Origin of the sequence: Sinomicrobium kalidii (genome assembly GCF_021183825.1) — a bacterium.
In the GTDB taxonomy this organism is placed as follows: Bacteria; Bacteroidota; Bacteroidia; order Flavobacteriales; family Flavobacteriaceae; genus Sinomicrobium; species Sinomicrobium kalidii.
This window is the reverse complement of the sequence record NZ_CP089211.1, coordinates 2,614,546-2,638,829: the sequence shown is the minus strand read 5'-3', so window position 1 is coordinate 2,638,829 and position 24,284 is coordinate 2,614,546. Positions and strand designations below refer to the sequence as shown.

Annotated in this window: 24 protein-coding genes; 9 read left to right on the top strand and 15 right to left on the bottom strand. The window is 46.3% G+C overall.

The window, feature by feature from the left end:
• Nucleotides 1-2: 2 nt before the first annotated feature.
• The 3 genes from LS482_RS10515 to trhO all read right to left on the bottom strand — a co-directional run bounded on the left by LS482_RS10515 (nt 3) and on the right by trhO (nt 2,999).
• Entirely contained in the window at nt 3-494 is a 492-nt protein-coding gene (locus LS482_RS10515; RefSeq protein ID WP_233031748.1) for a gliding motility lipoprotein GldH, read from the bottom strand.
• 110 nt (nt 495-604) lie between these two features.
• Nucleotides 605-1,768, bottom strand: a complete 1,164-nt coding sequence (locus LS482_RS10510; protein WP_233031747.1) for a PSP1 domain-containing protein — start codon at nt 1,766-1,768, stop codon at nt 605-607.
• A gap of 199 nt (nt 1,769-1,967) precedes the next feature.
• Nucleotides 1,968-2,999 (bottom strand): oxygen-dependent tRNA uridine(34) hydroxylase TrhO, encoded by a 1,032-nt coding sequence (trhO, locus tag LS482_RS10505; protein WP_233031746.1) that lies wholly within the window; start codon nt 2,997-2,999, stop codon nt 1,968-1,970.
• A gap of 209 nt (nt 3,000-3,208) precedes the next feature.
• Here trhO and recA point away from each other — a divergent pair, with 209 nt between their 5' ends.
• From recA to LS482_RS10485, 4 genes are all read left to right on the top strand, one after another.
• Entirely contained in the window at nt 3,209-4,216 is a 1,008-nt protein-coding gene (recA, locus tag LS482_RS10500; protein ID WP_233031745.1) for a recombinase RecA, read from the top strand.
• A 202-nt stretch (nt 4,217-4,418) separates the two neighbouring features.
• Nucleotides 4,419-4,862, top strand: coding sequence for a hypothetical protein (locus LS482_RS10495; protein WP_233031744.1), 444 nt, complete (start codon nt 4,419-4,421; stop codon nt 4,860-4,862).
• Between the two features lie 91 nt (nt 4,863-4,953).
• The gene (locus LS482_RS10490; RefSeq protein ID WP_233031743.1) at nt 4,954-5,496 is read left to right on the top strand and encodes an RNA polymerase sigma factor; all 543 of its coding nucleotides are present in this window, start codon (nt 4,954-4,956) and stop codon (nt 5,494-5,496) included.
• 4 nt (nt 5,497-5,500) lie between these two features.
• A complete protein-coding gene (locus LS482_RS10485) occupies nt 5,501-7,027 on the top strand; it encodes an outer membrane beta-barrel protein (protein ID WP_233031742.1) in 1,527 nt (508 codons plus the stop codon).
• 99 nt (nt 7,028-7,126) lie between these two features.
• On the opposite strand, the gene LS482_RS10480 is transcribed toward LS482_RS10485, so the two are convergent.
• The 3 genes from LS482_RS10480 to LS482_RS10470 are packed head-to-tail and all read right to left on the bottom strand — an operon-like array spanning nt 7,127 to nt 9,784.
• Nucleotides 7,127-7,516: a VOC family protein gene (locus LS482_RS10480; protein WP_233031741.1), complete on the bottom strand. Its 390-nt coding sequence runs from the start codon at nt 7,514-7,516 to the stop codon at nt 7,127-7,129.
• Between the two features lie 31 nt (nt 7,517-7,547).
• Nucleotides 7,548-8,315: an enoyl-CoA hydratase/isomerase family protein gene (locus tag LS482_RS10475; RefSeq protein ID WP_233031740.1), complete on the bottom strand. Its 768-nt coding sequence runs from the start codon at nt 8,313-8,315 to the stop codon at nt 7,548-7,550.
• Nucleotides 8,316-8,365: 50 nt separating this feature from the next.
• Nucleotides 8,366-9,784: an MATE family efflux transporter gene (locus LS482_RS10470; protein ID WP_233031739.1), complete on the bottom strand. Its 1,419-nt coding sequence runs from the start codon at nt 9,782-9,784 to the stop codon at nt 8,366-8,368.
• Nucleotides 9,785-9,857: 73 nt separating this feature from the next.
• On the opposite strand from LS482_RS10470, the gene LS482_RS10465 reads away from it, so the two are divergent.
• The 3 genes from LS482_RS10465 to LS482_RS10455 all read left to right on the top strand — a co-directional run bounded on the left by LS482_RS10465 (nt 9,858) and on the right by LS482_RS10455 (nt 11,355).
• A complete protein-coding gene (locus LS482_RS10465) occupies nt 9,858-10,346 on the top strand; it encodes a MarR family winged helix-turn-helix transcriptional regulator (RefSeq protein ID WP_233031738.1) in 489 nt (162 codons plus the stop codon).
• 10 nt (nt 10,347-10,356) lie between these two features.
• On the top strand, nt 10,357-10,842 hold the full coding sequence (locus LS482_RS10460; protein WP_233031737.1) for a GNAT family N-acetyltransferase: 486 nt from the start codon (nt 10,357-10,359) through the stop codon (nt 10,840-10,842).
• 129 nt (nt 10,843-10,971) lie between these two features.
• Nucleotides 10,972-11,355 (top strand): VOC family protein, encoded by a 384-nt coding sequence (locus LS482_RS10455; RefSeq protein ID WP_233031736.1) that lies wholly within the window; start codon nt 10,972-10,974, stop codon nt 11,353-11,355.
• Nucleotides 11,356-11,409: 54 nt separating this feature from the next.
• Here the strand turns inward: LS482_RS10455 and rsmI are convergent, their stop codons facing one another.
• Both rsmI and LS482_RS10445 read right to left on the bottom strand, forming a co-directional pair.
• Nucleotides 11,410-12,087 (bottom strand): 16S rRNA (cytidine(1402)-2'-O)-methyltransferase, encoded by a 678-nt coding sequence (rsmI, locus tag LS482_RS10450; RefSeq protein WP_233031735.1) that lies wholly within the window; start codon nt 12,085-12,087, stop codon nt 11,410-11,412.
• A gap of 96 nt (nt 12,088-12,183) precedes the next feature.
• Entirely contained in the window at nt 12,184-12,861 is a 678-nt protein-coding gene (locus tag LS482_RS10445; RefSeq protein WP_233031734.1) for a DUF8457 domain-containing protein, read from the bottom strand.
• A gap of 447 nt (nt 12,862-13,308) precedes the next feature.
• Between LS482_RS10445 and LS482_RS10440 the strand changes: the two genes are divergently transcribed.
• Both LS482_RS10440 and alr read left to right on the top strand, forming a co-directional pair.
• Nucleotides 13,309-13,959 (top strand): thymidine kinase, encoded by a 651-nt coding sequence (locus tag LS482_RS10440; protein WP_233031733.1) that lies wholly within the window; start codon nt 13,309-13,311, stop codon nt 13,957-13,959.
• A 68-nt stretch (nt 13,960-14,027) separates the two neighbouring features.
• A complete protein-coding gene (gene alr / locus LS482_RS10435) occupies nt 14,028-15,134 on the top strand; it encodes an alanine racemase (protein WP_233031732.1) in 1,107 nt (368 codons plus the stop codon).
• Nucleotides 15,135-15,160: 26 nt separating this feature from the next.
• Here the strand turns inward: alr and LS482_RS10430 are convergent, their stop codons facing one another.
• From LS482_RS10430 to LS482_RS10400, 7 genes are all read right to left on the bottom strand, one after another.
• Nucleotides 15,161-16,795, bottom strand: a complete 1,635-nt coding sequence (locus tag LS482_RS10430) for a S41 family peptidase (RefSeq protein ID WP_233031731.1) — start codon at nt 16,793-16,795, stop codon at nt 15,161-15,163.
• A gap of 57 nt (nt 16,796-16,852) precedes the next feature.
• A complete protein-coding gene (gene pncA / locus LS482_RS10425) occupies nt 16,853-17,458 on the bottom strand; it encodes a bifunctional nicotinamidase/pyrazinamidase (RefSeq protein ID WP_233031730.1) in 606 nt (201 codons plus the stop codon).
• Between the two features lie 22 nt (nt 17,459-17,480).
• On the bottom strand, nt 17,481-18,893 hold the full coding sequence (locus tag LS482_RS10420) for a nicotinate phosphoribosyltransferase (RefSeq protein ID WP_233031729.1): 1,413 nt from the start codon (nt 18,891-18,893) through the stop codon (nt 17,481-17,483).
• An 18-nt stretch (nt 18,894-18,911) separates the two neighbouring features.
• Complete coding sequence (rnpA, locus tag LS482_RS10415) at nt 18,912-19,298, bottom strand: ribonuclease P protein component (protein WP_233031728.1); 387 nt, start codon at nt 19,296-19,298, stop codon at nt 18,912-18,914.
• Between the two features lie 77 nt (nt 19,299-19,375).
• Complete coding sequence (locus LS482_RS10410) at nt 19,376-21,253, bottom strand: M1 family metallopeptidase (protein WP_233031727.1); 1,878 nt, start codon at nt 21,251-21,253, stop codon at nt 19,376-19,378.
• An 87-nt stretch (nt 21,254-21,340) separates the two neighbouring features.
• Nucleotides 21,341-22,975, bottom strand: coding sequence for a S8 family peptidase (locus LS482_RS10405; protein WP_233031726.1), 1,635 nt, complete (start codon nt 22,973-22,975; stop codon nt 21,341-21,343).
• Nucleotides 22,976-23,022: 47 nt separating this feature from the next.
• Complete coding sequence (locus tag LS482_RS10400; protein ID WP_233031725.1) at nt 23,023-23,889, bottom strand: MBL fold metallo-hydrolase; 867 nt, start codon at nt 23,887-23,889, stop codon at nt 23,023-23,025.
• Nucleotides 23,890-24,284 lie beyond the last annotated feature (395 nt).

The following is a 24,284-nucleotide window of genomic DNA, read 5'->3' as shown; positions in this document are numbered from 1 at the left end:
TTCTATTTTTTTTCCGGTTTTGTTATTTCAATCCCTACATCAGTGATGCCTTCCAGTTCTCCTATCCCTTCTACTTCCCCGACTTCCCTCATGGCGTGTTTCACACTTACGGTATAATCTCCGGACACCGGAAAAACAACGTTTTCCCTGTACCATAATTTACTCTCCTTCAGGTCGGTAATTCCTTGCCCCAGCCATTCCCCGTCAGGCCTGGCCATTTCGTATTCCAGGGTATCTGCAATTACCCTGCCATCGGGAAAATTGAGGTTGACGATGAGAAACAGGTTGCTGAATTTATAGCTTTCATCGTTTCGCAAATGAATAAACATGTTGTAGGGTTGTACGGTATCGGGAGGTTGGAAAGTAAAATCCACGCTTTTTTCTTTGTTCCAGGAATTGCTGAGTGCCTGGTAATCGGAATACACACTGTTGGAATTACAAGACAGTAGCAGTACACTTCCCATCCAAAAAAACGATCTGATGATCTTACCCATTGTTATAATTAACGGTTTTGCTTGCAACAATGCCTCGTCCGGAAATTCATTTTTCCCTTCACATCATCTTAATTTCCGGTATGAGGATTAAATCGTCGGTCTTTGTTTATTTATCCTCTTTTTCTTGCGGTCCTTTTGGGGTTCCTCTTCTTTCGGTTTTTGTTCTTTCGTTTCTTCTTTGGCTGATCGAACCTGGTAAGACTGTCTTGTCCTACAACGTTTTCAAACTCCCGTTTAGTATTTTCATCGGTGATTTCCGAGGCATATTCCTCCAGACTCTCCACCTTGACATTCTCCTGGTTCTTATCGATAATTTCATGAACCTGGTCCAGCATCAGTTTATGCCAGTTGGCACTGTTTTCTTCATAGGCATACCAGAGAAAGCCCTTAAAAATATCTATTTTCTGGCAAACGGCCTTTCCCTTCCTGGTGTATAGTTTTACATCTGTCTTTGGAAATTCCTGAAGGGCATCGAGATAAGCATCGAGCTCGTAGTTAAGGCAACACTTGAGTTTTCCGCATTGCCCGGCAAGTTTTTGCGGATTGAGGGACAGTTGCTGATACCTGGCCGAAGAGGTATTGACCGACCGGAAATCGGTAAGCCAGGTGGAACAACACAATTCCCTGCCACAGGACCCCACACCACCGAGACGTGATGCTTCCTGCCGGAAACCGATCTGCCGCATTTCTATACGCACGCTAAAGGCCCGCGCCATATCCTTAATAAGCTGCCTGAAGTCTACACGCTCGTCTGCGGTGTAGTAGAAAGTGGCCTTGGAGCCGTCTCCCTGGTATTCGATATCGGAGATTTTCATCTGAAGGCCCAGGGCTATTGCCAGTTCACGGGACCTTTTCTTTACTTCCTCCTCCTTGTTCCTTACACTGGTCCACACATCAATGTCCCGCTGGGAGGCCTTGCGGTATATCCTGGGCAGGGACGGGTCTTCCCAGTCTGCCTTCTTTTTTTTCATCTGCACCTTTACCAACTCGCCGGTAAGGGTAACAATCCCCACGTCGTGCCCGGAAGCTGCTTCGGTAGCAACGATATCTCCAATGGAGAGTGAAAGTTTCTCGCTATTCCTGAAAAATTCCTTTCTGCTATTTTTAAAGCGGACTTCCACACAGTCAAAAGATTGCTGACCTGAGGGAAGTGCCATATTGGAAAGCCAATCAAAAACAGTAAGCTTATTGCAACCATCGGTCCCGCATGTACCATTGTTCTTACATCCCCGTGGTTGTCCTCCCTTACCGGTTGAACAACTGCTACATCCCATATTTCATATATATTGTACCTGCATTTTTCACGTGTTTTCCCGGAAACATGCAGTAAAGGGTTCATAATTAATTATCTCACGGCAAAGTGTATCTACACCTTACAAAATGTAAAGATACGTTTTTTTACTTTACCGGACTTGTAAATACCCCGGTTTACCATTCCCTGAAAACCGGTATTTTTAAACACAACCGGACACCTTAACTCTTGTATCTGAGCACTTCAGACCGTCCTTTTTTAAAAATATTATTGCTCTTGTATTTTCCCTTGCGCAAGGCTTTTTGTTCTTCATAGGGCAATGCCACAATTTCCATACATGCTTCTGAACAGCACCCGTTCATTTTCTCCGCGCACTCCTCACATTGTATAAAGAGCAGATGGCAACCTTCATTGGCGCAATTCACATGAGTATCGCAGGGCTTACCGCATTGATGGCAATGTGCTATGACATCATCGGATATGCGTTCGGCACGCCGCTCGTCAAAGACAAAATTCTTACCTACAAACTTATTTTCCAGTTCTTTGTCCTTGACCTGCCGGGTATATTCTATAATACCGCCTTCCAGCTGATACACATCCTTAAACCCTTTGTGCTTGAAGTACGCACTGGCTTTCTCGCACCGAATTCCCCCGGTACAGTACATCACCAGCTTTTTATCTTCCTTGTGTGCTTTCAGGTCATCCTCTATGATAGGCAGGGAATCCCGGAAAGTGTCTACATCCGGTGTAACGGCATTTTTAAAATGGCCTATTTCACTTTCGTAGTGGTTGCGCATATCTACCAGGATGGTATCGGGGTCATCGATGAGTTCGTTAAATTTAGCGGCGTCTACATGCGTGCCTTTGTCGGTAACATCAAAAGTATCGTCGTCCAGGCCGTCCGCCACGATCTTGTTCCTTACTTTTACCTTGAGTTTCAGAAAGGATTTGTTATCCTGCTCTATGGCAATGTTGAGCCTTACGTTCTCCAGGAATGTAATACTGTCCAGGTGGTTTTTAAAAGCCTTGAAGTGATCTGCCGGAACGGACAGTTGTGCATTTATGCCTTCCCGCGCAATATAGATCCTCCCCAGAACGTCCAGTTCGTCCCAGGTAACGAACATATGGTTCCGGAAAATCTGCGGATTTTTAATGTGATGGTACTTGTAGAAAGAGAGTGTAAAGCGGTCTTTACCAGCCTTTTCAATGAGTGCTGCCCTTTCCTTAGCGCTTAAAGTATTGTACAGTTGCATGCTATACGAATTTTAAGGTTAAAGAATCAAAAAATTTTTGCAAAAATAGTTTTTTTTCACAGCACTGCAAAGCACATGTATATGGTAAAAACAACAGGTTCCCCGTCAATCGTATAAATATGCCCGCCAACAACACCCCCATACCCGTTGCCACTCTGAAAAAGAAATGGTATTTTAGCACGAATTATTTTTTTAGAAAACACGCAGCAATGAGTTCAGAGAAAGACGCAAAACTAAAGGCCCTGAAGCTTACCCTTGATAAGCTGGACAAAACCTACGGAAAAGGGGCGGTGATGAAGATGGGAGACCATGTAGTGGAAGATGTGGAAATCATTCCCACGGGATCTATCGGCCTTGATATTGCCCTCGGTGTAGGCGGTTACCCCAAAGGCAGGGTCATAGAGATATACGGTCCGGAATCGTCGGGTAAGACCACCCTCACCCTTCATGCCATGGCAGAAGCACAGAAAGCCGGGGGAATTGCAGCTTTTGTTGATGCAGAACATGCTTTCGACCGGTTTTATGCCAAGAAACTCGGTGTGGATGTGGACAACCTTATCATTTCCCAGCCCGACCACGGGGAACAGGCCCTTGAAATAGCCGACAACCTTATCCGCTCGGGGGCCATAGATATCGTTGTTGTCGATTCTGTCGCCGCACTGACCCCGAAAAGCGAAATTGAAGGAGAAATGGGCGATTCCAAAATGGGACTGCACGCCCGGTTGATGTCCCAGGCCCTCCGGAAGCTTACGGCGAGCATAAGCAAGACCAAATGTACGGTGATCTTTATCAACCAGCTCCGGGAAAAGATCGGGGTAATGTTCGGTAATCCCGAAACCACGACCGGCGGAAATGCGTTGAAGTTCTACGCTTCCGTGCGCCTCGACATCCGGAGATCTACCCAGATCAAGGACAGCAACGGCGATGTGGCGGGAAACAAGACCAAGGTAAAAGTGGTAAAAAACAAAGTGGCACCGCCGTTTAAAGCCGCAGAATTTGACATTATGTACGGAGAAGGTATTTCTCGCGTAGGTGAAATCCTGGATCTGGGTGTACAATACGAGATCGTTAAAAAGAGTGGTTCCTGGTTCAGTTACGGAGACACCAAACTCGGACAAGGGCGGGATGCCGTTAAACTCCTCCTCGAAGACAACCCGGAACTCCTGGAAGAACTGGAAGGCAAGATCAAGGAAGCCCTGAAAGCCATTAAAGCGTAAGGCATCACAAATATTAATCGTATTGAAATCCTGTCCTCCACACCGAAGGGCGGGATTTTTTTATACTTCACGCAACCATATTGCACTCTCTACATCTTTCTATCAGTAAAAGAAAGTAAAAACATTAAAACGAGAGCAATAAACACGTCTATAAATACATTAATAATAACATCAAAACCTCCTAAAATTAAACAAAAGCAACATGAAAAAAGTAAGCATTGCAGTCGTGTTTTTAACTGTGGTATTAGCATTTTCCGGATGTCTGAATGACGACGGGGCTAATTTTTATTACACCACTTTACCTATTGAAAGTGTGGATGTTCCGGATACATTGATTTACGGGGAAACTGACACTATAGCTTTCACCTATTCCATACCGAATAAGTGCCATCAGTTTGTAGGCATTGACTTTAGTAATGAAACCCAGGCCAGCGATACCATCCAGAAAAGGACATTCTGGGCCGTTGCCCAGGCACAGGACGGGGTGGAATGCGACAGTGCACAGACTGTGGTAAAGGAAGCCGATTTCGCTTTTGATGTTCAGTACAATGAAACATACGAATTCCGTTTTATTACAGGAGTGGACAGCGAAGGTGAATATACATTCCTGACGTATACCATCCCCGTTAAAGAGGAAGAAGAATAAAACCAAACAAATTAACCGGAACCCCCTGTACTGTTAAATCAGGATAAAGGGTTTTTACAGGGGGTAAACCAAAACTAACGTGAAACTATAGGTGAGTTTAGAAGAACTCATAAGCCGGTGCAAGGACCGGGACAGAAAGGCTCAAGAACAGCTGTACCGTCTTTTCAACGGTAAGTTATACAGTATTTGCCTGAAATACTCCCGGAACCAGACAGAGGCAGAAGACAATCTGCAGGATAGCTTCATGGCTATATTTAACAAAATTGACCAGTACCGGTTTAAAGGTTCTTTTGAAGGATGGATACGGCGGATAGCCGTAAATACCGTACTCCAGAAATACCGAAAGGAAAAGGTCTTTAACATTGTTTCGGAAGAAATAGAAGATGAAGTGGAAGCGGAAATAGAGGATGAGGATATCAGCCTGGATTACCTGCTCGGGATCATACAAAGACTCCCGGACAAATACAGGCTCACGTTCAACCTCTATGTAATGGACGGATATTCACATAAGGAAATTTCCGAAATGCTGGGGATTTCCGAAGGTACATCAAAGTCCAACCTGTCCAGGGCGAGGGTGATCCTGAAATCACATATCGAAGAAGACCATCGTAAAAAAAAAGTGAAGTCACTATAACATAATGGGCAACAAAAAAAACATAGACAGACTGTTCCAGGAAAAATTCAAGGACTTTGAAGTTTTCCCTGAACGGGATTTGTGGTCCGGTATTGAGGCTAAACTGGATAACGCTTCAGATGAAGCGGCCGGCATTGCAGACAGGCGGAAAAAAACCGTTCCCGTACTCTGGTGGCGCCTGGGCGGAATTGCCGCCGTCATTGCCCTGCTGCTTACCGCAGGGCTGAATTTCCTGCCTACAGATTCTGCAGACACACCCGGTGACCCTATCGAGAAGGTCGTAAAAGACCATAACGTACCTGCCGGGGAAAAAGAAACTTCCCGGGAAAAAGACCAGGTTACGGAAGATAGCGACCCATTGGTATCTACAGAACCTGCGGACTCCGGAAGGGAAGAGGACAAAGCCACTACTCCTTCACAACCCGTAAAGACGCACGGCCCTGCGTCTCAACAGGATCGCAGTACGACTACCAATAATAGCCTCGCGGTTCAGCAGGATGACAATAATGATCCTGGAGACGTAAAGTCCCGCGGCCGTGGGACTCAACAAGACGGTAATACGATTACCGATACTAATCCAGTGGTCCGGCAGGATAGCAATAACAATACGACAAACGTAAAGCCACACAGTCGTGTGGCTCAACAGGACCACAATACGGTTACGAACAATAGCTTAGAAACCCGACAGGATAATACAACGGAGAACAGCAAGAAAGAAGAAAACAAAAAATCCTTGCTGGAAGCCATTGCAGAAATGGAAAATGAAACTGATAAGGAAAAGGAACTGGCCTTAAAACAGGGGAAAGGCACTAAAAAATGGAGCATAAACCCCAACGTTGCCCCGGTATATTACAATTCGCTCAGCGGCGGGTCGCCAATTGATCCTGAGTTTAAAAGCAATTCCAAGTCAGGTGAGGTTAACCTCAGCTATGGTGTCAATGTCGCTTACCAGGTAAGTAACAGGGTAAGCCTGCGCTCCGGAATAAACAGGGTAAACTACGGATACAATACGAACGACATCTCTTTTGCCCCCGATTTCGAGGCCCGGGCACTGAACAATATCAATTATTCACCGAAATCGGACAAGGCAGGCGGGTTGTATGTGGCCAACGCCAATGACGCCCCTCCGACTCCTGCCCGGGAAGAGGTAGCCTCCAGTTTTGCTCCGCAGGAAGGCCTTATGTTACAGGAATTCGGGTATATCGAAGTTCCCATGGAAGTAAAATACAGGATCGTGGACCAGAGGCTGGGTCTTAACCTCATTGGCGGGCTCAGTTCGCTATTCCTTACGGATAACTCGGTGTTGCTGAAGTCAGAATCCCTCGCTACCGAACTCGGGGAAGCCAATAATATAAACAGCGTAAATTTCAGTACAAACGTGGGGGTGGGCGTAGACTATCTTTTACTGGACAAGCTCCTCCTCCAGGTAGAGCCCATGTTTAAATATCAATTGAATACATTCTCCGATGACAACGGCGGTTTCAGGCCGTACTCATTCGGCGTATATACAGGCTTTAGTTTTAGGTTTTAGTTAGTTAGGTTAGTTTTTATTTACTCAAAAAGCGCGTTAAAGCTGTAAAAAGGTTGTCTCTGTTTATGACAACCTTTTTTCATTTTAAACAATATCGGATTACCGCGGTTCCAGAAGGTCCCACAAATTACCGTAAAGGTCCTCAAAAACAGCAACAGTCCCGTACGCTTCTTCCTTGGGAGGACGCACAAAACTCACCCCCCTTTCTTTCATTTTCCGATAATCCCTTTGAAAATCGTCCGTATACAAAAACAGGAAAACGCGCCCCCCGGTCTGGTTCCCTACACATTGCTCCTGTTTCGCTCCGTCTGCCTTTGCCAGTAGCAAACAACATCCTTTTTCCCCGGGCGGGCGGACCAGCACCCATCGTTTCGCATCGCTCAGCCGGGTATCTTCCACCAGTGTAAAATCCAGTTTTTCCGTGTAGAACCGAATGGCTTCGTCATAATCCGAAACCAACAGGGCCATATGTGCTATATATTGTTTCACAGCAGCTTTTTTAGGGTATCGAGATATACTGTTATTTTCCGAACCTCTCCAATGCTCTCCGCGTAAATTCCGAAAGGACCAGCTTGCCAGACACTTCCGCCCTGGTACGCAACAGTTCGTCCCAGTGCGAAGTCCCTTCCCACAAAATTCTTTTCATTTCCGCAAGGGCTTCGGGATTGTAGGAAGCCAGTTTTTCAGTAAATACAGCCACTTCCTTATCCAACTCACTTATACGATCAAAAACCCGTGCATACAGGCCTTTTTCCTTGGCCCAGTAGGCACTTTTCCATTGCTCGGGCGCCAGGGTGAGTTCTGCCAGTGCCGCCTTTCCCATTTTCCGTTCTACGGCAGGCGCAATGACAAAGGGGCCTATACCCACCGTAAGCTCAGACAGCTTGACCGAGGCTGCCTCGGTTGCCAGCACATAATCACAAGCTGCCGACAGTCCTACACCACCGCCAACTGTTTTTCCCTGCACCCTTCCCACAATAAGTTTATGGCATTTCCGCATGGCATTGATCACTCCTGCAAAACCACTGAAAAAAGCTTTACCCTCTTCCGGTGAAGCAACTGCCACAAGTTCATTAAAGGATGCTCCGGCACAAAATGCTTTCTCTCCCTCGCTTTTCAATACAATAATATGTACATCCTCCCTTCCGGAAAGTGCATCGAATTCATTTTTTAAACGCTCCAGCAATTCAAGCGGAAGCGAATTCCCGGCAGGATGTCCGAATTCCACTATGGCCACATTGCCTTCGGTCTTGGTATATAAACTACCATTGGGACGTGTAGTAGGCATACTGTTTAAAGATTTTAAAAGATGAAGTTATACGAACGAAAATACGAATATTAATCGACAGCCCCGAGGTATTTCTTCCGGAATTTAAAGACAAGTGCTCCCGAACGGATAAGCATCCAGACCATAAAGGCCATCCATATACCGTACAGTTTAAGATCAAAATAATCGGCAATAAGCAGGGTGGGCGTGAACCCCAGAAAAGTAGCCATGAGCAACACATTCCGGAGATATGCAGCTTCTCCCAGACCTTTAAAAATACCGTCAAACATAAAAGCTACGGCATTGACAGGCTGCATGAGCAGTACCATCCAGAACACCGAAGCAAAAGCCGCAAGCACCATGGGATCTTTATTAAAAACCAGTCCGATGGAATTGTAAAACACCCCGCAAACCGCCATCAAGATTACAGCGATGGTTATGGCATATTTGCTGATATCAATGCTCAACAGCCACAGCCTTTTATAATCGCCGGCGCCGAGCAACCTCCCCGAAATGGCATTTCCGGCATTGGCATAACCATCAATAAAAAAGGAAAAAAACAACCATATATTCATCAGCATACTCTGGGCGGCAATGTAATTTTTACCATAACCCGTAGCATACGCATTGGCCAGGTATATGGCAAAATTGAGCGCTGCGGTACGAATAAAAAGGTTGAAACTCATAAAGAGCAAATCTTTTATCCTGGGATTTATCTTAAATCGCAGTTTCAGGGAAAAGGGGGTTCTGACAAAGAAAAAGTACAAAGCGATCAGCAGCATTATCAGTTGAGCGGCCAGGCTTGCCAGGGCAGCGCCTTTGAGGTGAAGCGGCGGAATGAAGCCTTCTATACCGTAAACCAGAAGATAGTCCAGCGCTACATTGACCACTGCCCCCGCGAGACTCGCTTTCATAGCCCACAAGGTGTTCTGCAATCCCCGGAAGACCCCGAAAAGCGCAAAGGTTACCAGAGTGAGGGGATAGCCAATGGCCCTTATCTGGTAGTATTCCACACTGTATTTTAAAATAAGACCTTCCGCATTGTAGGCTCCGAAGATATACTTTGCAAAAAATGCAGTAAGCCCGTAAATGACCAGGCTCAACAGGAAATTAAAAGCAATGGCCTGGGGCACCAGGGTCTTCACGGCATGTAATCTTCCGGCGCCGAGATGCCGGGATACAATAGCAGATATAGCTGTCTTGGTCTGGGCCACGATCCAGATGATCGCCGAAAGAAAAGATCCCACAATACCTGCCGCTGCAAGCGCTTCCACGGGGTTTTTCTCTACATTGCCGATAACCGCTATATCCGTCAGGGAGATCAGGGGTTCTGCAATACCCGCAATAATAGCCGGAATGGCCAGCTTATTGATCGCCCCGAAGGAAACCTTCCCTCGGCTTCGCCCGGGAACCTGGTGTGGAGTTTTTTTGGACAAAACACTGTCTTTTGGTGTGCAAAAATAGTACGAATAAAGTTTTATACTTTCCATACCGGATTTCTTTTTTTATAATCTATGTAGTCGACTACATTTTTTATATATTTGCGTAGTCAACTACGTAATTATGGAAAACGATTTTGTAAAAGAGCTCGGATATCTCGGTTTCACCATGCGCCTTAAACGCATAAACGACATGCTGATCCGGGAGGGCAGGAAGCTCTACAAAGAATTGGGAGTGGACATAGAGCCCAACTGGTATGTTATATTCGAATTGCTTAAAGTGCATCAAAAGCTTTCCATTACGGAAATCGCCGGCAGGATACACCTGGCCCATCCGTCGGTAATTACCATTACCAATAAAATGATAAAAGCGGGCTATCTGGAATCCAAAACAGGCACAAACGACAACCGCGTACGGGTACTGGCACTCACGGAAAAGGCCCGTAAAAAGCTCCCGGCCTACGAAAAAATATGGAAATCGGGAGAAAAAGGTATTGCCCGGGCCCTTGAACATAAGGACGGGCTCGGGTTTCTCGACCTCATGGAACAAACCTTTGACCAAAACGGTTTTGTGCAACTCACCCTGGACGAATATCACAAACACCAAAAATAACTGCCTTAAGATGAACACGCATACCAACTCCCGGAAATTGATAGAGATCATAGAATTTCAGCCCGAGTACACTGCAGATTTTGCCCGACTCAATCACGAGTGGCTGCACAAGTATTTCTCCGTAGAACCACACGACAGTGAAATGCTCGAAAATCCTTACCCAACCATTATCCGGCCGGGCGGCCAAATACTTATTGCCCTGGCCGGTGAAAAGGCAGTAGGCACGGCAGCACTCATTGCCGATAGCCCGGACACCTATGAACTGGCCAAAATGGCGGTTTCCGAAGACTATCAGGGGCAAAAGATCGGTAAAAGGCTTATGCTCCGTGCTATAGACTACGCCATAAAAAGAGGAAAAAAGCGCATTTTCCTGGAATCCAACACCAAGCTGGCCCCCGCTATAAACCTGTACATCCGGTCCGGGTTCAGGGTGGTCCCCCTTAACCCTGATTCTCCCTATGAAAGAGCAAATATCAAAATGGAACTCATGCTTTGAGAAATACCGTTTTCCGGTTTTTACTTTTCCGTACCGCAAGTACTTCGGTTATCCCCGGAAAATAATTGTCCGGCCAGGAAATATTTACACTCCTGCATGCGTTGATAGAAATAAGAAACGATAGCAGCAATGAAGCGGACAAAGATAGTTGCAGGGCACCAACAGGTTATGCCATACCTGCTGGTGGAAAAGGCAGATGCCCTGATAGATTTCATCAGGAGAATTTTCCGGGGACAGGAAATGATACGCATACTGAATACCCATAAGAAAATACAGCATTCGGAAATAAAAATAGGGGACAGCACCCTTTTTCTGGCGGAGGCTTCCGGTAAAAAACAGGTTATTCCGGGAAGCATGTATGTCTATGTAAAAGATACGGACCTTACTTATTACGAAGCGCTTGATGCCGGGGCGGTTTCTCTCATGGCACCCCTGGATGAAGACGACAATACGAGAAGTGCAGGTTTCAGAGACCCTTTCGGTAACATATGGTGGATAGCCACACTCACTTAATACATTACAAGATATCGGGGATCGGGTAAGTTCGATTCCGGAGCGGAATAGTTGTTACCTGCCCCCGGCTCCACCCACCACGATAACGATCTCTCCTTTCGGAGGTTTTTCTTCAAAATGGGCAAGTATTTCTATGGCGGTACCGCGAAGGGTTTCCTCGTATAGTTTTGTAAGCTCCCTGGAAACAGAAACCGGCCGGTCTTCCCCGAAAAAGGTTACAAAATCACCCAGGGTCCTGATCAATTTATACGGGGATTCATAAAATATCATGGTGCGGGTTTCTTCCGCAAGTGCTTTAAGCCGGGTTTGCCTTCCTTTTTTTGCGGGCAGGAAACCTTCAAATACAAACCTGTCATTAGGTAAACCACTGTTTACAAGCGCGGGGACAAATGCCGTTGCCCCGGGCAGGCATTCCACATCCAGGCCTTGTTTCAGGCAGGCTCTGGTAAGCAGAAATCCGGGATCGGAAATTGCGGGCGTTCCCGCATCGGAAATAAGGGCAATGGTCTCACCGCCCGCTATCCGGCTTACAATGGCGTCTACCGTCTTGTGCTCATTATGCATATGATGGCTCTGTAACGAGGTAGTTATTCCGAAGTGTTTGAATAATTTCCCGCTGGTACGCGTATCTTCCGCAAGTACAGTATCTGCGTTTTTCAGGATTTCGACCGCCCTGAAGGTCATATCGCCCAGGTTACCTATGGGTGTGGGCACTATATAAAGTCTGGCCATGTTATTACACTACTTACCTTGCACTACAAACGTCTTTCCCTACATATACTTATTTCCGGAAAGCAAAAGCAGATGACATTATTCATTTCCGGTTTATCAGGCAAATTTCTGTTCGAGGATTGTCATAAACCGTTCTTCATACTTTTCTTTGCCTTCCCAGTTGTTATAATCCGGCTTTATCATATGCCGAATAAAATTCCTAGCCTCATCTGCGCTTTCTATCGTATTGATCTGTGAAATCACCCGGTTGTAATCTTCTGTGCTATCGTTAAAGAGATGTTTTATAAAGGCAATCTTATCGTTGAGCCCTATCGTAACTCCGTCTTTCAACCTGTCGTTAAGCGACTTCACCCGTACTTCGGACTTTTCCATTACCGGGGTAATATCTTCCGTTTCCCGCTTTTCAAACACCGGGTCGGGCATGATATCGGCAAGAATGTCTTCCAGGGTTTCCCTTTCCGGCATTTCGGCCACAATGTCCTTCAGGGTATCGATTCCCGGCACTATGATATCTTCGGTATGCGGATTGCTTTCCGGAACCCCCGTATTTTCTTCTATTACGGCGCCTGCGAGTTGCTCGAACTTCTGAAGGGCCTCACTTTTCCCTATACTGGGCTGTACCTCTCCAAAGTGTTCTTCGACGAATTTCAACACGGTGAGTTTTTCATATACTTTCTGTGCCTGAACCTGAAGTGCGGCCACATCTTCCCTGCCTTTCAGCTTCAGGATATCATGGGCTATGCTGACCAATTCGGATTCCAATTTCTTTTTCATCGCTTTTATTTTATAAGTTAGTGTCTGTTACCTTTTTGCGGGGAGAATTCCCGAATCCTTCATTTTCCATCAAAAATCACCGGTTATCCCGATCATTTTATGACTATTAATATAGCTTTTTCCGGAACAGATACAAATATATTAGGAATATTCTAACATATTTTCATTAAAAAAAGGTATGCCCCTCATAAAAACCCGTCCCGTTTTTTGCTTAGCTTTGCATAAATTTCAGTAAAAAAATTTACTTTAGTCTGCACAAGTTCCATACCAAAAAAGATGGTATTTGTTACGGCGGTTTTAATTTTTTACATTCTTTGAGTCAGTATCACAACAAAAGTTTGTTCACATTCCGGATACGTGCATAAAGTCCGGCCTCTCATTGCCAATAACGAGCCGGCCGGAACAACAACGTTTACCTATGCCCGTTTCTGAGTTGAAAAATACAAAATGTTTCTCGAAAATACAGTTAATCATAAAGAACAATTTGGGTGGATAGAAGTTATTTGCGGTTCCATGTTTTCCGGAAAAACGGAAGAACTCATCCGCAGGCTCCGGCGTGCCCAGATCGCCAAACAGAAAGTGGAGATCTTCAAACCTTCAATAGACACCCGGCACAGTGATGAAATGGTAGTGTCTCACGATGCCAATGAAATACGATCTACCCCGGTCCCGGCCGCGGCAAACATCCGGATACTGGCCGACGATTGCGATGTTATTGGCATAGACGAAGCCCAGTTTTTTGACGACGAGATCGTAACCGTATGTAATGACCTGGCCAACAAAGGCATTCGTGTGGTTGTAGCCGGACTGGACATGGATTTCAAGGGAAACCCGTTCGGCCCCATGCCTGCCCTGATGGCTACCGCGGAATATGTAACCAAAGTACATGCCATCTGCACGCGAACGGGAAACCTGGCGAATTACAGTTTCCGGAAATCCAGTGACGACAAGCTGGTGTTACTGGGAGAAACCGAAGAATACGAACCCTTGAGCAGGGCAGCGTTTTACAAAGCCATGCTGAAGGAAAAAGTAGGAAAAATGGAAGTCAAAGACCCGGAGAACCTGTCCGAAAAGAAGAAAAACGACACACGGAGATAGCTTACCATGCCAACCCCACACTACCCCGACACATCACAAGAAACCTTTATAAACTCCTGAACAAGATCATGCCTGAAGTTGCAGAGACTGTACTTGAAATAGACCTCGGGGCCTTACGTGCCAATTATGAATACCTGAGATCCACCCTCCGTCCGGAGACCAGATTCATGGCTGTGGTAAAAGCCTTTGCTTACGGGCACGATGCCACCAAAATTGCTCCTTACCTGGAACAACTGGGAGTGGATTATTTTGCCGTGGCCTATACCAGTGAAGGCATAGAACTCCGGGAAGCGGGCATCAAAACCCCCATCTTAGTGCTGCACCCGCAAAGTGTTCACTTTAACCGCCTGGTAGATTATTCGCTGGAACCCTGCATTTATTCTGACTACGTGATGACAGGCTTCCTGGAAACTGCGAAGGCACGGAAACTTTCGGATTATCCTGTGCACCTGAAATTCAACACCGGGCTCAACAGGCTGGGCTTTGATGAAGGAGATGCGGAAAAAGTATTTGCCGCCATCTCCAGAAACCCTTCGTTAAAAGTGGCCTCTGTGTTTTCACACCTGGCCGCCTCGGAAGATCCGGACGAAGTATCTTTTACCCGGAGCCAGATCGATGCATTTCTTCGAATAGCAGCTGTTTTTGAGGATATCGAAGGGTACAGGCCTTTGCTGCATCAATGCAATACTTCCGGCATACTTTGTTATCCGGAGGCACAATTTGACATGGTAAGAAGTGGTATCGGCCTTTACGGTTATGGCAATGACAGTGAAAAGGGCAAACACCTTTGTCCCGTGGGAACCCTTAAAACCGTAATTTCACAGATCCATCTGCTGAAAAAAGGGGACAGCCTGAGCTACAACAGGGCCTTTGTCGCTGAAAAACCTACCCGCACCGCTACCTTGCCGCTGGGACATGCCGACGGCATAGGAAGACAATACGGGAACGGCAGGGGATACGTACGGATAAACGGCAAATACGCTCCCATAATCGGTAATGTATGTATGGATATGCTTATGGTAGACATAACCCATATAGATTGCAGGGAAGGGGATGAAGTTGTGGTTTACGGTAAAAACCCGACCGCAGCGGAATTTGCCGCTACGGCAGGCACTATCTCCTATGAACTGATAACCGGTATCTCCCGCAGGGTAAAACGGGTATATATCCGGTAAAAGACATGTCCGCCCGTGTTGCGCGGCTATTTCAGCAACGAACTGTATTTTGCCTTATCTTTTAACAGACCGGCGGCAGCTACAATGGCTTCATCATGGGAAAGGTAGTAATCATATAACCCTTCCCTGTAGAAATACCTTTTGATGATCTCATCTTCTATCTCCTTGGAAAGTTCTTTCTTATAGTTATCCAGGGCCGTAATTTTTCCTCTTTCAATATCTTTTAGCAATTCCTGATAATCCTGTTGTACCCGGGAACCGAATAACTCCATCTCTTCACTTCCGGCCGCTTGTTTCAACAGCTTTTCCACTTCGGTCTCATAGCTGAAATCGCTTTCCATAACAAACTTTTTGAAATCCTCGTAATCAGCATCCGTAAACGAAAAGTCTTCCAGATTGTCTACTTTACGGGTGTAATAATAATTGGTGGCATAATCAAAAATGACGTAATCGGTAAGCAGTTCCTTTATGATCTTGTTCTGTTTCAACGCCTTCACTTCCACATCGGGCGTTATTCCGCCACCGTCATACACGGTTCGCCCCTTCCTGGTCTTGAAGGCCTTATACTGCGAGGCATTGGCCCTGACCGCCTTACCGTTTTCGTCCCTGTGTGCATAATCCAGGGCCTGAATACACCTTCCGCTGGGTGTGTAATACCGGGAAATAGTAACCTTGAGCTGGGTACCGTAAGTGAGTTTCAATGGTCTCTGTACCAACCCTTTACCGAAACTACGCGCACCTACAATTACGGCCCTGTCCAGATCCTGCAGGGCACCGGATACGATCTCACTTGCCGAGGCGCTTCTTCCGTTAATAAGTACCACAAGGGGTATTTCGGTATCCACGGCCTGCTTCCTGGTCCGGAATTCCTGATTAAATTTCTTTACCTTGGACCTGGTGGTTACAATAGTCTCCCCTTTGGGAACAAAAAGATTGGTAACCTCAATGGCCTCTGTCAGTAACCCTCCCGGATTCCCCCGGAGGTCCAGGATAAGCTGTTCAATCCCTTGTGATTCCAGTTCTTCCAGGGCTTCTTTTGTCTGGCTCGATGCCTTTCGGTTAAACCGTGACAATACAATATACCCGGTTTTATCGTTGATCTTCCCGTAAAACGGTACAGCGTCAACCTCTATTTCCTTCCGGGTAAGGGTGGTACGGTGTATTTTGTCCTGTCTTTCGTAGGTTATCTCTACTTCACTGTTCACGGCCCCTTTGAGCAGTTCACCGGCATCGTCCTTGAAGTCTGCAATAGTGACATCGCCAATTTGAACTATTTCATCGCCGGCCTTCAGCCCCGCCTCATCTGCCGGATAGCCTTTGTACGGTTCTACAATGAGCAGTTTATCGTGATAACTCCGTACCACTGCACCGATCCCGGAATATTCTCCCCGGTTCTTGATCTTGTATTCTTCCACATCCTGTTCATTCATGTAAACCGTATACGGATCGAGGTTACTGAGCATTTCCTTGATGGCTCCGTCCATCAGCTCCGCGGGATTGGTTTCATCCACGTAGTTCATGTTCAGTTCCTTGAACAGGGTGGTAAATATCTCTATCTGCTTGGCTATTTCGAAAAAATCATTCTTAAACGAAGTGGCCGTAAAAAACAGGCATACGGCAATGACCGGGAATAATATTCGTTTGTTGAGCAGTTTTTTCATGGATTCTGGGTTTTGGTTATTCAGTCTTGTGCTCGTGTCCGGATAAACCGTTTTGCATCATACTTCTTCTGCGGTTATCAAATGTACTCCAATTTCCCGTAAATCGGAAATTGCCTTTTCGTAAGAATCACTGGCTATGTGCCGGGTTGCATTGGTAATATAATGGGTTTCAAAACCCTCGATTGCGGCATCTTTTGCCGTATAATACACACAATAGTCGGCGGCAAGTCCGCCGACATACACTTCTGTTACATTCATTTCCCGGAGGTATGAGGTCAGTCCGGTAGCATATCTTCTTCCGTTGTCAAAAAAACCGCTGTAACTATCCACTTCGGGATGCATTCCTTTCCTGAAGATGGCGGCTATCCTGTTCTTTTCCAGCGCAGCGGCAAATTCCGCTCCTTCGCTGCCCTGTACACAGTGATCAGGCCACAATACCTGTTCAAGGCCGTACAGGTCGGTTATTTCAAAAGGATTTTTGCCGGGATGTGCCGATGCAAAGCTCAGATGCCCCCCGGGATGCCAGTCCTGTGTAGCCACAACAAGGTCAAAACGGGACTGAAGAGCATTGATCACCGGGATGACTTCATCTCCATGCGGTACGGCCAGACTCCCTCCGGGCAAAAAGTCATTCTGTACATCGACAACAAGTAGTGCTTTCATCGGGTTGTTCTGTTTTTTATATTTAATGGCTTTTCTTTAGTTTTTCCGTCTTGAGGTTGTCCCTCAGCTCTTCTATTTCCGGGCTTAACCCTACCTTATAGACGTGCGGAAAATCAAACCGTTTGTGTTCATCGGGCAGGTATTCCAGGTTTTCGCCTGCAGCCGAGGCAATTTCCTGTACATCACGGGTTCTGACCAGCCGTTTGCCGTTCTTCATCACGGGTTGGAGCAGCGGTCTTGCCCCATCCGGATTCAAAGGCATCCTCTTATGGGGTTCAAAGGGATGTGCCATACGGACAGGTGCTTTCAAATCAGCAAGGGTTATGGCATCAGCGGCATATTCGCCCTGACCATTCACATACCGATAGACCTGTTTTTGTCCCGGAAAATTCATCTTTTTCAGGTTTTCGGATATTTTTATCCGGGGTTCTCCATCAAAATTACACAATTTATACACCCCGTCCAATGCAGCGTTCTCATGCCCTACAACAAGGTTGGTGCCCACACCGAAGATATCTATGGCCGCCTGTTGTTCTTTAAGGCTCCGGATGACGTATTCATCCAACTGGTTGGATGCGGCGATCTTGACGTGAGAAAAGCCAGCATCGTCCAGCATTTTCCGGGCTGCCTTGGATAAATAGGCCAGGTCTCCGCTGTCCAGCCTTATCCCGATCAGTTTTTTGCCCTTTTGTTCGAGCTCACGGGCCACGGTAATGGCATTCGGAATTCCGCTCTCCAGCGTGTTGTAGGTATCTACCAGCAGCACACAATTATCCGGGTGTGTTTCTGCAAAATCCCGGAAGGCAGTGAGTTCATCATCATAACTCTGTACATAAGCATGCGCCATAGTCCCCGTGATCGGAATGTTATAGGTTCTTCCCGCAAGTACATTGGATGTAGCGTCAAAACCACCTATAAAAGCGGCGCGTGATGCTTGCAGTCCGGCATATCCCTGAGCACGCCGTAAACCGAATTCCGCCAGGGTTTTATCCTGCCCTGAAATATAGCGGATCCGACTGGCCTTTGTGGCTATAAGCGACTGAAAATTAAGGCCGTTCAGTAAAAAGGTTTCAACAATCTGGCATTCCACCACGGGACCTGTAACGGTCATTATAGGCGCAAAGGGAAAGACCACTTCTCCTTCGGCCACACTTTGCACGGTACCGGTAAATTTAAAACCGCGCAGGTAATCCACAAAGCGGCGATCAAATCCCTGTTGCAGAAGATAATCCAGATCTTCTTCAGAAAAAGACACATTTTCCAGCCAGTCCAGGGCATCTTCCAGGCCGCAGAAAAGCACATACCCCCCGTTAAACGGAGCTTTCCTGTAGAAATAATCGAAAGAGGCTTCTTTCTCGTGCTTTCCTTTCAAATAGTAGGCCTGTCCCATGGCAAGCTGGTAAAGGTCTGTATACAGTGCAGTATTAAAGGTCATTTTTTAATCTTTTTACGGTTAACGGCTTTTACTTCCTGCTTTGTTTTCCAGAAAAAGAGTCAGTAACTGCTGCATTTTACGATCTATCTTTTCGTATTCCGGCATCTCCCTGCCAATATACAAAATCATAAAGGCATAGCGGGCCCCGGTTTCTTCCATAACCTTGTGTTTATTGAGGCGATAAGCTTCCCTGAGCAACCGTTTTATCCGGTTCCGGTCCACAGCCCTCTTAAAACTGCGTTTGCTTACTGAAACGGCAGCCTGTATGGCGGTTTCTTCCGGCAAATCGGTTTTTAAGTAGACCAACCGGAGCGGAAATTTTGAAACACTCCTGCCCTCAGCGAAAAGCTGCCTTATGAGCTTCCTGCTCTTTAATTTTTCCTTTTTCGGAAAACTGTAATTCATCCGGGAACTTTTTGTAAAAATAGAAAAACCTCCCGAAAGGCGGGAGGTTTTCAGATATGATAAAGGGAAATTTTCCGTTATTCGAAGGTTATCCCGTTATTGCTCTTATCCACATCGGCCATCAGTTCCGAAGGGTCAATGACAATGGCCTTGATTTCGCTCTTGGGTTTGTCAATGGTAAATTCGTAGTCCGGATAGGCCCAGGCCCAGTCCGGAAGCACTGTTCTTTCGAGGTTTGGATACGGATTTTCCTTTATACCATGCATCATCCGCAGGGGGGCATAGAATGTCTCATAAGAATCGTCCTTGTACACTACCAGTACATCGACCGGCATGGGCATAAGCCCTATACGTTCCAGCTTAATTCTGGTCCTGTCTCTTCCTTCTGCCGTTACTTCCCCGATACCGTAATCAATGGTATTGGTCGTTTTGGTCCAATCGGTGAGATACCAGTCGAGCTGAAACCCGGACACTTTTTCCGCCACGCGTTTAAAATCGTTGGGCGTGGGGTGCCTGAATTTAAAGTCTTCGTAATATCGGTGCAGGGTTTCCATCAGTTTATCCTGCCCGATGACATATCCCAGTTGCGCCAGGAATACTTCCCCTTTGCTGTATGCTGCAGCGGAATAGGCCCTGTTTTCCACATAACGGTCGCTATGTGTGGTTTGCGGTTGTTCTTTGCCCGAATTTACCAGGGAAAAATAACTCCGGTAAGCGCCTTCAAAAGGATTGGCCTTGTTTTTTTCCATGATCTCATTGGCTGCCAGGTCGGAAATAAACGAGGTAAAACCTTCATCCATCCAGGCATGTTTGGACTCGTTGGTAGCCAGCAAATGCTGAAACCACGCATGTGCCAATTCGTGAGCGGTTACTCCTACCAGGCTTCCAAAGCTGCGTTCTCCGGTGATCAGGGTACACATGGCATACTCCATACCTCCGTCACCGCCCTGGATCACGGAATACTGTTTCCAGGGGTAAGGCCCTATATTCTTGTTGTAGAAATCGAGTAATTCGGCCGTCTTGGGCTGGAGTTTTTTCCAGTTTTCCACAATATCCGGATTGTCTTTATAGAGAAAGTGCAGTGTTGTGCCGCTCCTGGTCTCCAGCACATCGTGGAGGAATTCGGGATCAGCCCCCCAGGCAAAATCGTGTACATCGGGGGCCATAAAATGCCAGGTCAGTTTTTTTCCCTTCGGACGTTTTACTTTGGTTCCTTCTTTTTCGTAACCGTACCCTATTTCATCGGCATTCTGCAGGTTGCCTGTTCCGCCAAGCACATAATCTTTATCAATAGTGATCTTTACATCGAAATTTCCCCATACCCCGTGAAATTCGCGGGCAATATACGGATCGGCATGCCAGCCTTCAAAGTCGTATTCGGCCATTTTGGGGTACCATTGTGTCATGGACAGGGCCACGCCTTCTTTACTGTTGCGCCCGGACCTTCGTATCTGAAGCGGGACCTGGCCTTCGAAATCCATCACCAATTCGGTGGATGCTCCGGGTTTTAACGGTTTGGCAAGGCTTACTTCCAATACGGTCCCTTCGGTTTCATAAGTTAAGGGTTGTCCGTCCTGAGTGAGGGAATGTACTTTTATATACCCTATTTCATCCGGTTGAAGCGCTTCAATACGGCTTTTGTTTTCCGGTCCCATCTTGTTGACCATCCGCTTGTCCGGATCGGCAATGGACTTTAAACGCGCGTCCATTTCACTCCCGGGCTGAAAAGCATTGAAATATAAATGATAAAACACCTTGTCCAGCACATCGGGAGAATTATTGGTGTAGATCAACTCCTGCTTCCCTGTGTAGCGGAAGTTCTTCACATCCATGTCGATCTCCATCTTATAATCTACATGCTGCTGCCAGTAATAGGGGTCTTGTACCTGTTCTGTTTGTGCATTCACCCTGTATAAGGTCAGGAGAACGGAACACGCCAGAATTAACTTTTTCATATACGTTGTTTTTACTTCAATAATTGCGGGCAGGCAAGTTAGGTCTTTTTCCGTAAAAACGGGACATTGCAGGGGCTTTATGATTTCTTACAGGTTTAGTTTCTTTCGTGAAACCTTGTCGGCCATAATGATGGCGTTATAGGCATTTACCATCCTTCCGGACCTGGAAACTTCGGAAAAGGGTTGTTTTTTCTCCGGGTCGCCTTCAAGTATAACATTGGTTTTCGAGGCCAGACCGGAATGCATAATGATCTTTTTCACCTGAGGTGCCGTAAGGTCGGGATAATACGAACGTATGAGGGCTGCCACCCCGGCAACTTCCGGTGAGGCCATGGAAGTCCCCTGTTCAAATTTATACTTGTTGTTCGGGATCGCAGACCATATTTTGGTTCCCGGGGCAAAAACATCGACATTATTTTTGCCATAATTGGAAAACTTGGCTATCATTTCCGGACCATACGTATAATTAAGCGCCCCAACGGTCAAAAAATTATCGGAGACCTCGGGACCGTTATCCACAGCATCGTTCGGATATACATCGGTCTCGTCCAGGTTTTTGGATTCGTTCCCGGCGGCATTGACGATAAGCACATCGTGTTCGGCCGCGTATTTTATGGCATCCCTTACCCATTCGGGGTGGGGAGAATAGTATTTACCGAAACTCGTATTGATAATTCTTGCTCCGTTATCCACCGCATAGCGGAGGGCCAGTGCAATGTCCTTGTCATATTCATCGCCGTTGGGTACCGCCCTTACCGCCATGATCTTCACATTGTTGGCTACCCCGTTCATTCCGATGCCATTGTTACGGACTGCAGCTATAATCCCGGAAACATGGGTACCGTGTTTGGCTTCTTCCTTGTCCGGTCCGATAACATTATTATTACCGTAATCGGTATCATTGATATCATCAGGATCGTCACCGACAATTCTCCTTCCGTCAAAATCCATGTTCAGGTTATAGTTCAACTGATCACTAAAATACCCGATCCCTTCTTTCAACTCCTTCTTTACACCTGCGATGGTCTGCATTGCCGGGTCTATGGACAGGACATTGGTAAGGACGGACTTCGCCTGAAGCAGTTTCAGGTCGGAAGACGGGAGTTTTTCCAGTTCTTCCCTGGTATAGTCTTCTTTTCCCAGTTCTTCCTGTACAAGGTCGTCGGCATTTTTTACCATCTGCAGTATTTGTTCGTACTGATTTTTGTTCAGCTTGGCTTCCTCCAGTTCTTTTTCGTATTCGGCCTTCGCTTTTTTATACACTTCGGAACCGTCGTCCCCCTTTTTAAGTATCCTTACATATTCCAGGTTTTCATTGAGGGCATCGCCGAGGAAATTCCAGCCGTGCACATCATCAACATAGCCGTTGCCGTCATCGTCTTTGCCATTACCGGGAATTTCTTTTTCATTGACCCATATAACCTCCTTCAGATCTTCGTGCTCAATGTCCACCCCGGAGTCTACAACTCCCACGATCACTTTCTCGCTTTTCCTGCCTTTCAGTAATTCTTCATAAACCCGGTTTACACTCATTCCGGGAATGGTATCGGCAATAAGATCTGCATGAGGCCAGGTTTTGAACTCGTTCTCATTCAGGTCAGCGACCTTAAGGGGTACCGTATCTATATTTTCTATGGGGGTGGAGACAATAGCCGTGGTTCCGCAACCCGCAAGCAGCAGTGCTGCCGAAACCGGTACTAAAAAGGATTTTCTCAGGTTCATAATTGTGTGCATCTTTTTTCCGGTCGTTCCCCGACCAATCATTTCATTTAATTAAATATTTCGTCAAAAGTATATGTGTCGCCAAGGCGAACTCCTTTTTCGGTATGTTTCAGTGTACATATCTGATGATGTGCATCGTGTTCCAGAAAGAGGAACAGTTCTTCGGATGCCGCCCTGTCCAGAAATTTCGCCTTTTCCTCAAGGGTTAATAACGGGCGGGTATCGTATCCCATGACGTAGGGCAGGGGAATGTGCCCCACCGTAGGCAAAAGATCGGCCATGAATACCAGGTTCCTGCCCTTGTATTTCAGGTGAGGGATCATCTGTTTGTCGGTATGTCCGTCTACATACAGGATATCAAAACCGAGTTCCGAATTCTCGAGAAAATCAGAATCTCCTGAAGGTGTGGACATAAATTGTAACTGTCCGCTCTCTTCCAGGGGAAGGATGTTTTCTTTCAGAAAGGAGGCTTTTTCCCTGGCATTGGGCTCCGTGGCCCACTTCCAGTGTGCTTTATTGCTCCAGAACCTGGCATTTTTAAACGCCGGTTCATACCCCGTCATGTCTTTGTTCCACTGTATGCTGCCCCCGCAGTGGTCGAAGTGGAGGTGGGTCAAAAAGACATCGGTAATATCGTCCCGGTGAAAACCGTATTTTGCGAGGGATTTATCAATATTGTCATCTCCCCACAGGTAATAATATCCGAAAAACTTGTCGGATTGCTTGTTTCCCATTCCCGTATCGATAAGGATAAGCCGGTCGCCGTCCTCAATGAGGAGGGATCTTGCCGCCATATCGATCATATTGTTCGCATCTGCGGGATTGGTCCTGTTCCACAGGGATTTGGGCACTACACCGAACATAGCTCCTCCGTCCAGCTTAAAATTTCCTGTTTCTATAGGGTATAATTGCATGAAATAATCTTATTAATTTTTTTAATCTGAAGTATTGAGGTCTCCCCGCCACGTGTTTCTTCATCCGTTTTTCCGCTACTCCCGGGGCACTCATTCCAACTTAAATTCACATCTGCAGACCGTAATGGTATCCGGGAACGAAACGTTTTTTGTACGTTCGCTTCAAATAGTCCGCAAAATAAGAAAACCATAGAAGAAAATATCAAAAACCCTTCTTTTATTGGGTCTTTTTTAACATTTTCCTATTTTGTTGCATATTTGAAAAGCAGATGTATGGTCATTATAAAATATTGCGCTATTTTTAATGCTGAAGCAAGCCTGCAGAAACCGGGAAACCGTATCGGTGTTTAAAACCGGTTCAGGCCAGATTTTTACAAGACATTATCACAAAACTT

Excerpts from the sequence above, each read along its gene's own strand:
- LS482_RS10495 (WP_233031744.1), top strand. The coding sequence starts at position 4,419 with ATGAAAAAAGTAAGCATTGCAGTCGTGTTTTTAACTGTGGTATTAGCA.
- trhO (WP_233031746.1), bottom strand. The coding sequence starts at position 2,999 with ATGCAACTGTACAATACTTTAAGCGCTAAGGAAAGGGCAGCACTCATT.
- rsmI (WP_233031735.1), bottom strand. The coding sequence starts at position 12,087 with ATGGCCAGACTTTATATAGTGCCCACACCCATAGGTAACCTGGGCGAT.
- LS482_RS10400 (WP_233031725.1), bottom strand. The coding sequence starts at position 23,889 with ATGCAATTATACCCTATAGAAACAGGAAATTTTAAGCTGGACGGAGGA.
- LS482_RS10460 (WP_233031737.1), top strand. The coding sequence starts at position 10,357 with ATGAACACGCATACCAACTCCCGGAAATTGATAGAGATCATAGAATTT.
- rnpA (WP_233031728.1), bottom strand. The coding sequence starts at position 19,298 with ATGAATTACAGTTTTCCGAAAAAGGAAAAATTAAAGAGCAGGAAGCTC.
- LS482_RS10510 (WP_233031747.1), bottom strand. The coding sequence starts at position 1,768 with ATGGGATGTAGCAGTTGTTCAACCGGTAAGGGAGGACAACCACGGGGA.
- LS482_RS10405 (WP_233031726.1), bottom strand. The coding sequence starts at position 22,975 with ATGAACCTGAGAAAATCCTTTTTAGTACCGGTTTCGGCAGCACTGCTG.
- LS482_RS10445 (WP_233031734.1), bottom strand. The coding sequence starts at position 12,861 with ATGAAAAAGAAATTGGAATCCGAATTGGTCAGCATAGCCCATGATATC.
- LS482_RS10440 (WP_233031733.1), top strand. The coding sequence starts at position 13,309 with ATGTTTCTCGAAAATACAGTTAATCATAAAGAACAATTTGGGTGGATA.
- LS482_RS10410 (WP_233031727.1), bottom strand. The coding sequence starts at position 21,253 with ATGAAAAAGTTAATTCTGGCGTGTTCCGTTCTCCTGACCTTATACAGG.
- LS482_RS10455 (WP_233031736.1), top strand. The coding sequence starts at position 10,972 with ATGAAGCGGACAAAGATAGTTGCAGGGCACCAACAGGTTATGCCATAC.
- alr (WP_233031732.1), top strand. The coding sequence starts at position 14,028 with ATGCCTGAAGTTGCAGAGACTGTACTTGAAATAGACCTCGGGGCCTTA.
- LS482_RS10430 (WP_233031731.1), bottom strand. The coding sequence starts at position 16,795 with ATGAAAAAACTGCTCAACAAACGAATATTATTCCCGGTCATTGCCGTA.
- LS482_RS10485 (WP_233031742.1), top strand. The coding sequence starts at position 5,501 with ATGGGCAACAAAAAAAACATAGACAGACTGTTCCAGGAAAAATTCAAG.
- LS482_RS10420 (WP_233031729.1), bottom strand. The coding sequence starts at position 18,893 with ATGACCTTTAATACTGCACTGTATACAGACCTTTACCAGCTTGCCATG.
- recA (WP_233031745.1), top strand. The coding sequence starts at position 3,209 with ATGAGTTCAGAGAAAGACGCAAAACTAAAGGCCCTGAAGCTTACCCTT.
- LS482_RS10470 (WP_233031739.1), bottom strand. The coding sequence starts at position 9,784 with ATGGAAAGTATAAAACTTTATTCGTACTATTTTTGCACACCAAAAGAC.
- pncA (WP_233031730.1), bottom strand. The coding sequence starts at position 17,458 with ATGAAAGCACTACTTGTTGTCGATGTACAGAATGACTTTTTGCCCGGA.
- LS482_RS10515 (WP_233031748.1), bottom strand. The coding sequence starts at position 494 with ATGGGTAAGATCATCAGATCGTTTTTTTGGATGGGAAGTGTACTGCTA.
- LS482_RS10475 (WP_233031740.1), bottom strand. The coding sequence starts at position 8,315 with ATGCCTACTACACGTCCCAATGGTAGTTTATATACCAAGACCGAAGGC.
- LS482_RS10465 (WP_233031738.1), top strand. The coding sequence starts at position 9,858 with ATGGAAAACGATTTTGTAAAAGAGCTCGGATATCTCGGTTTCACCATG.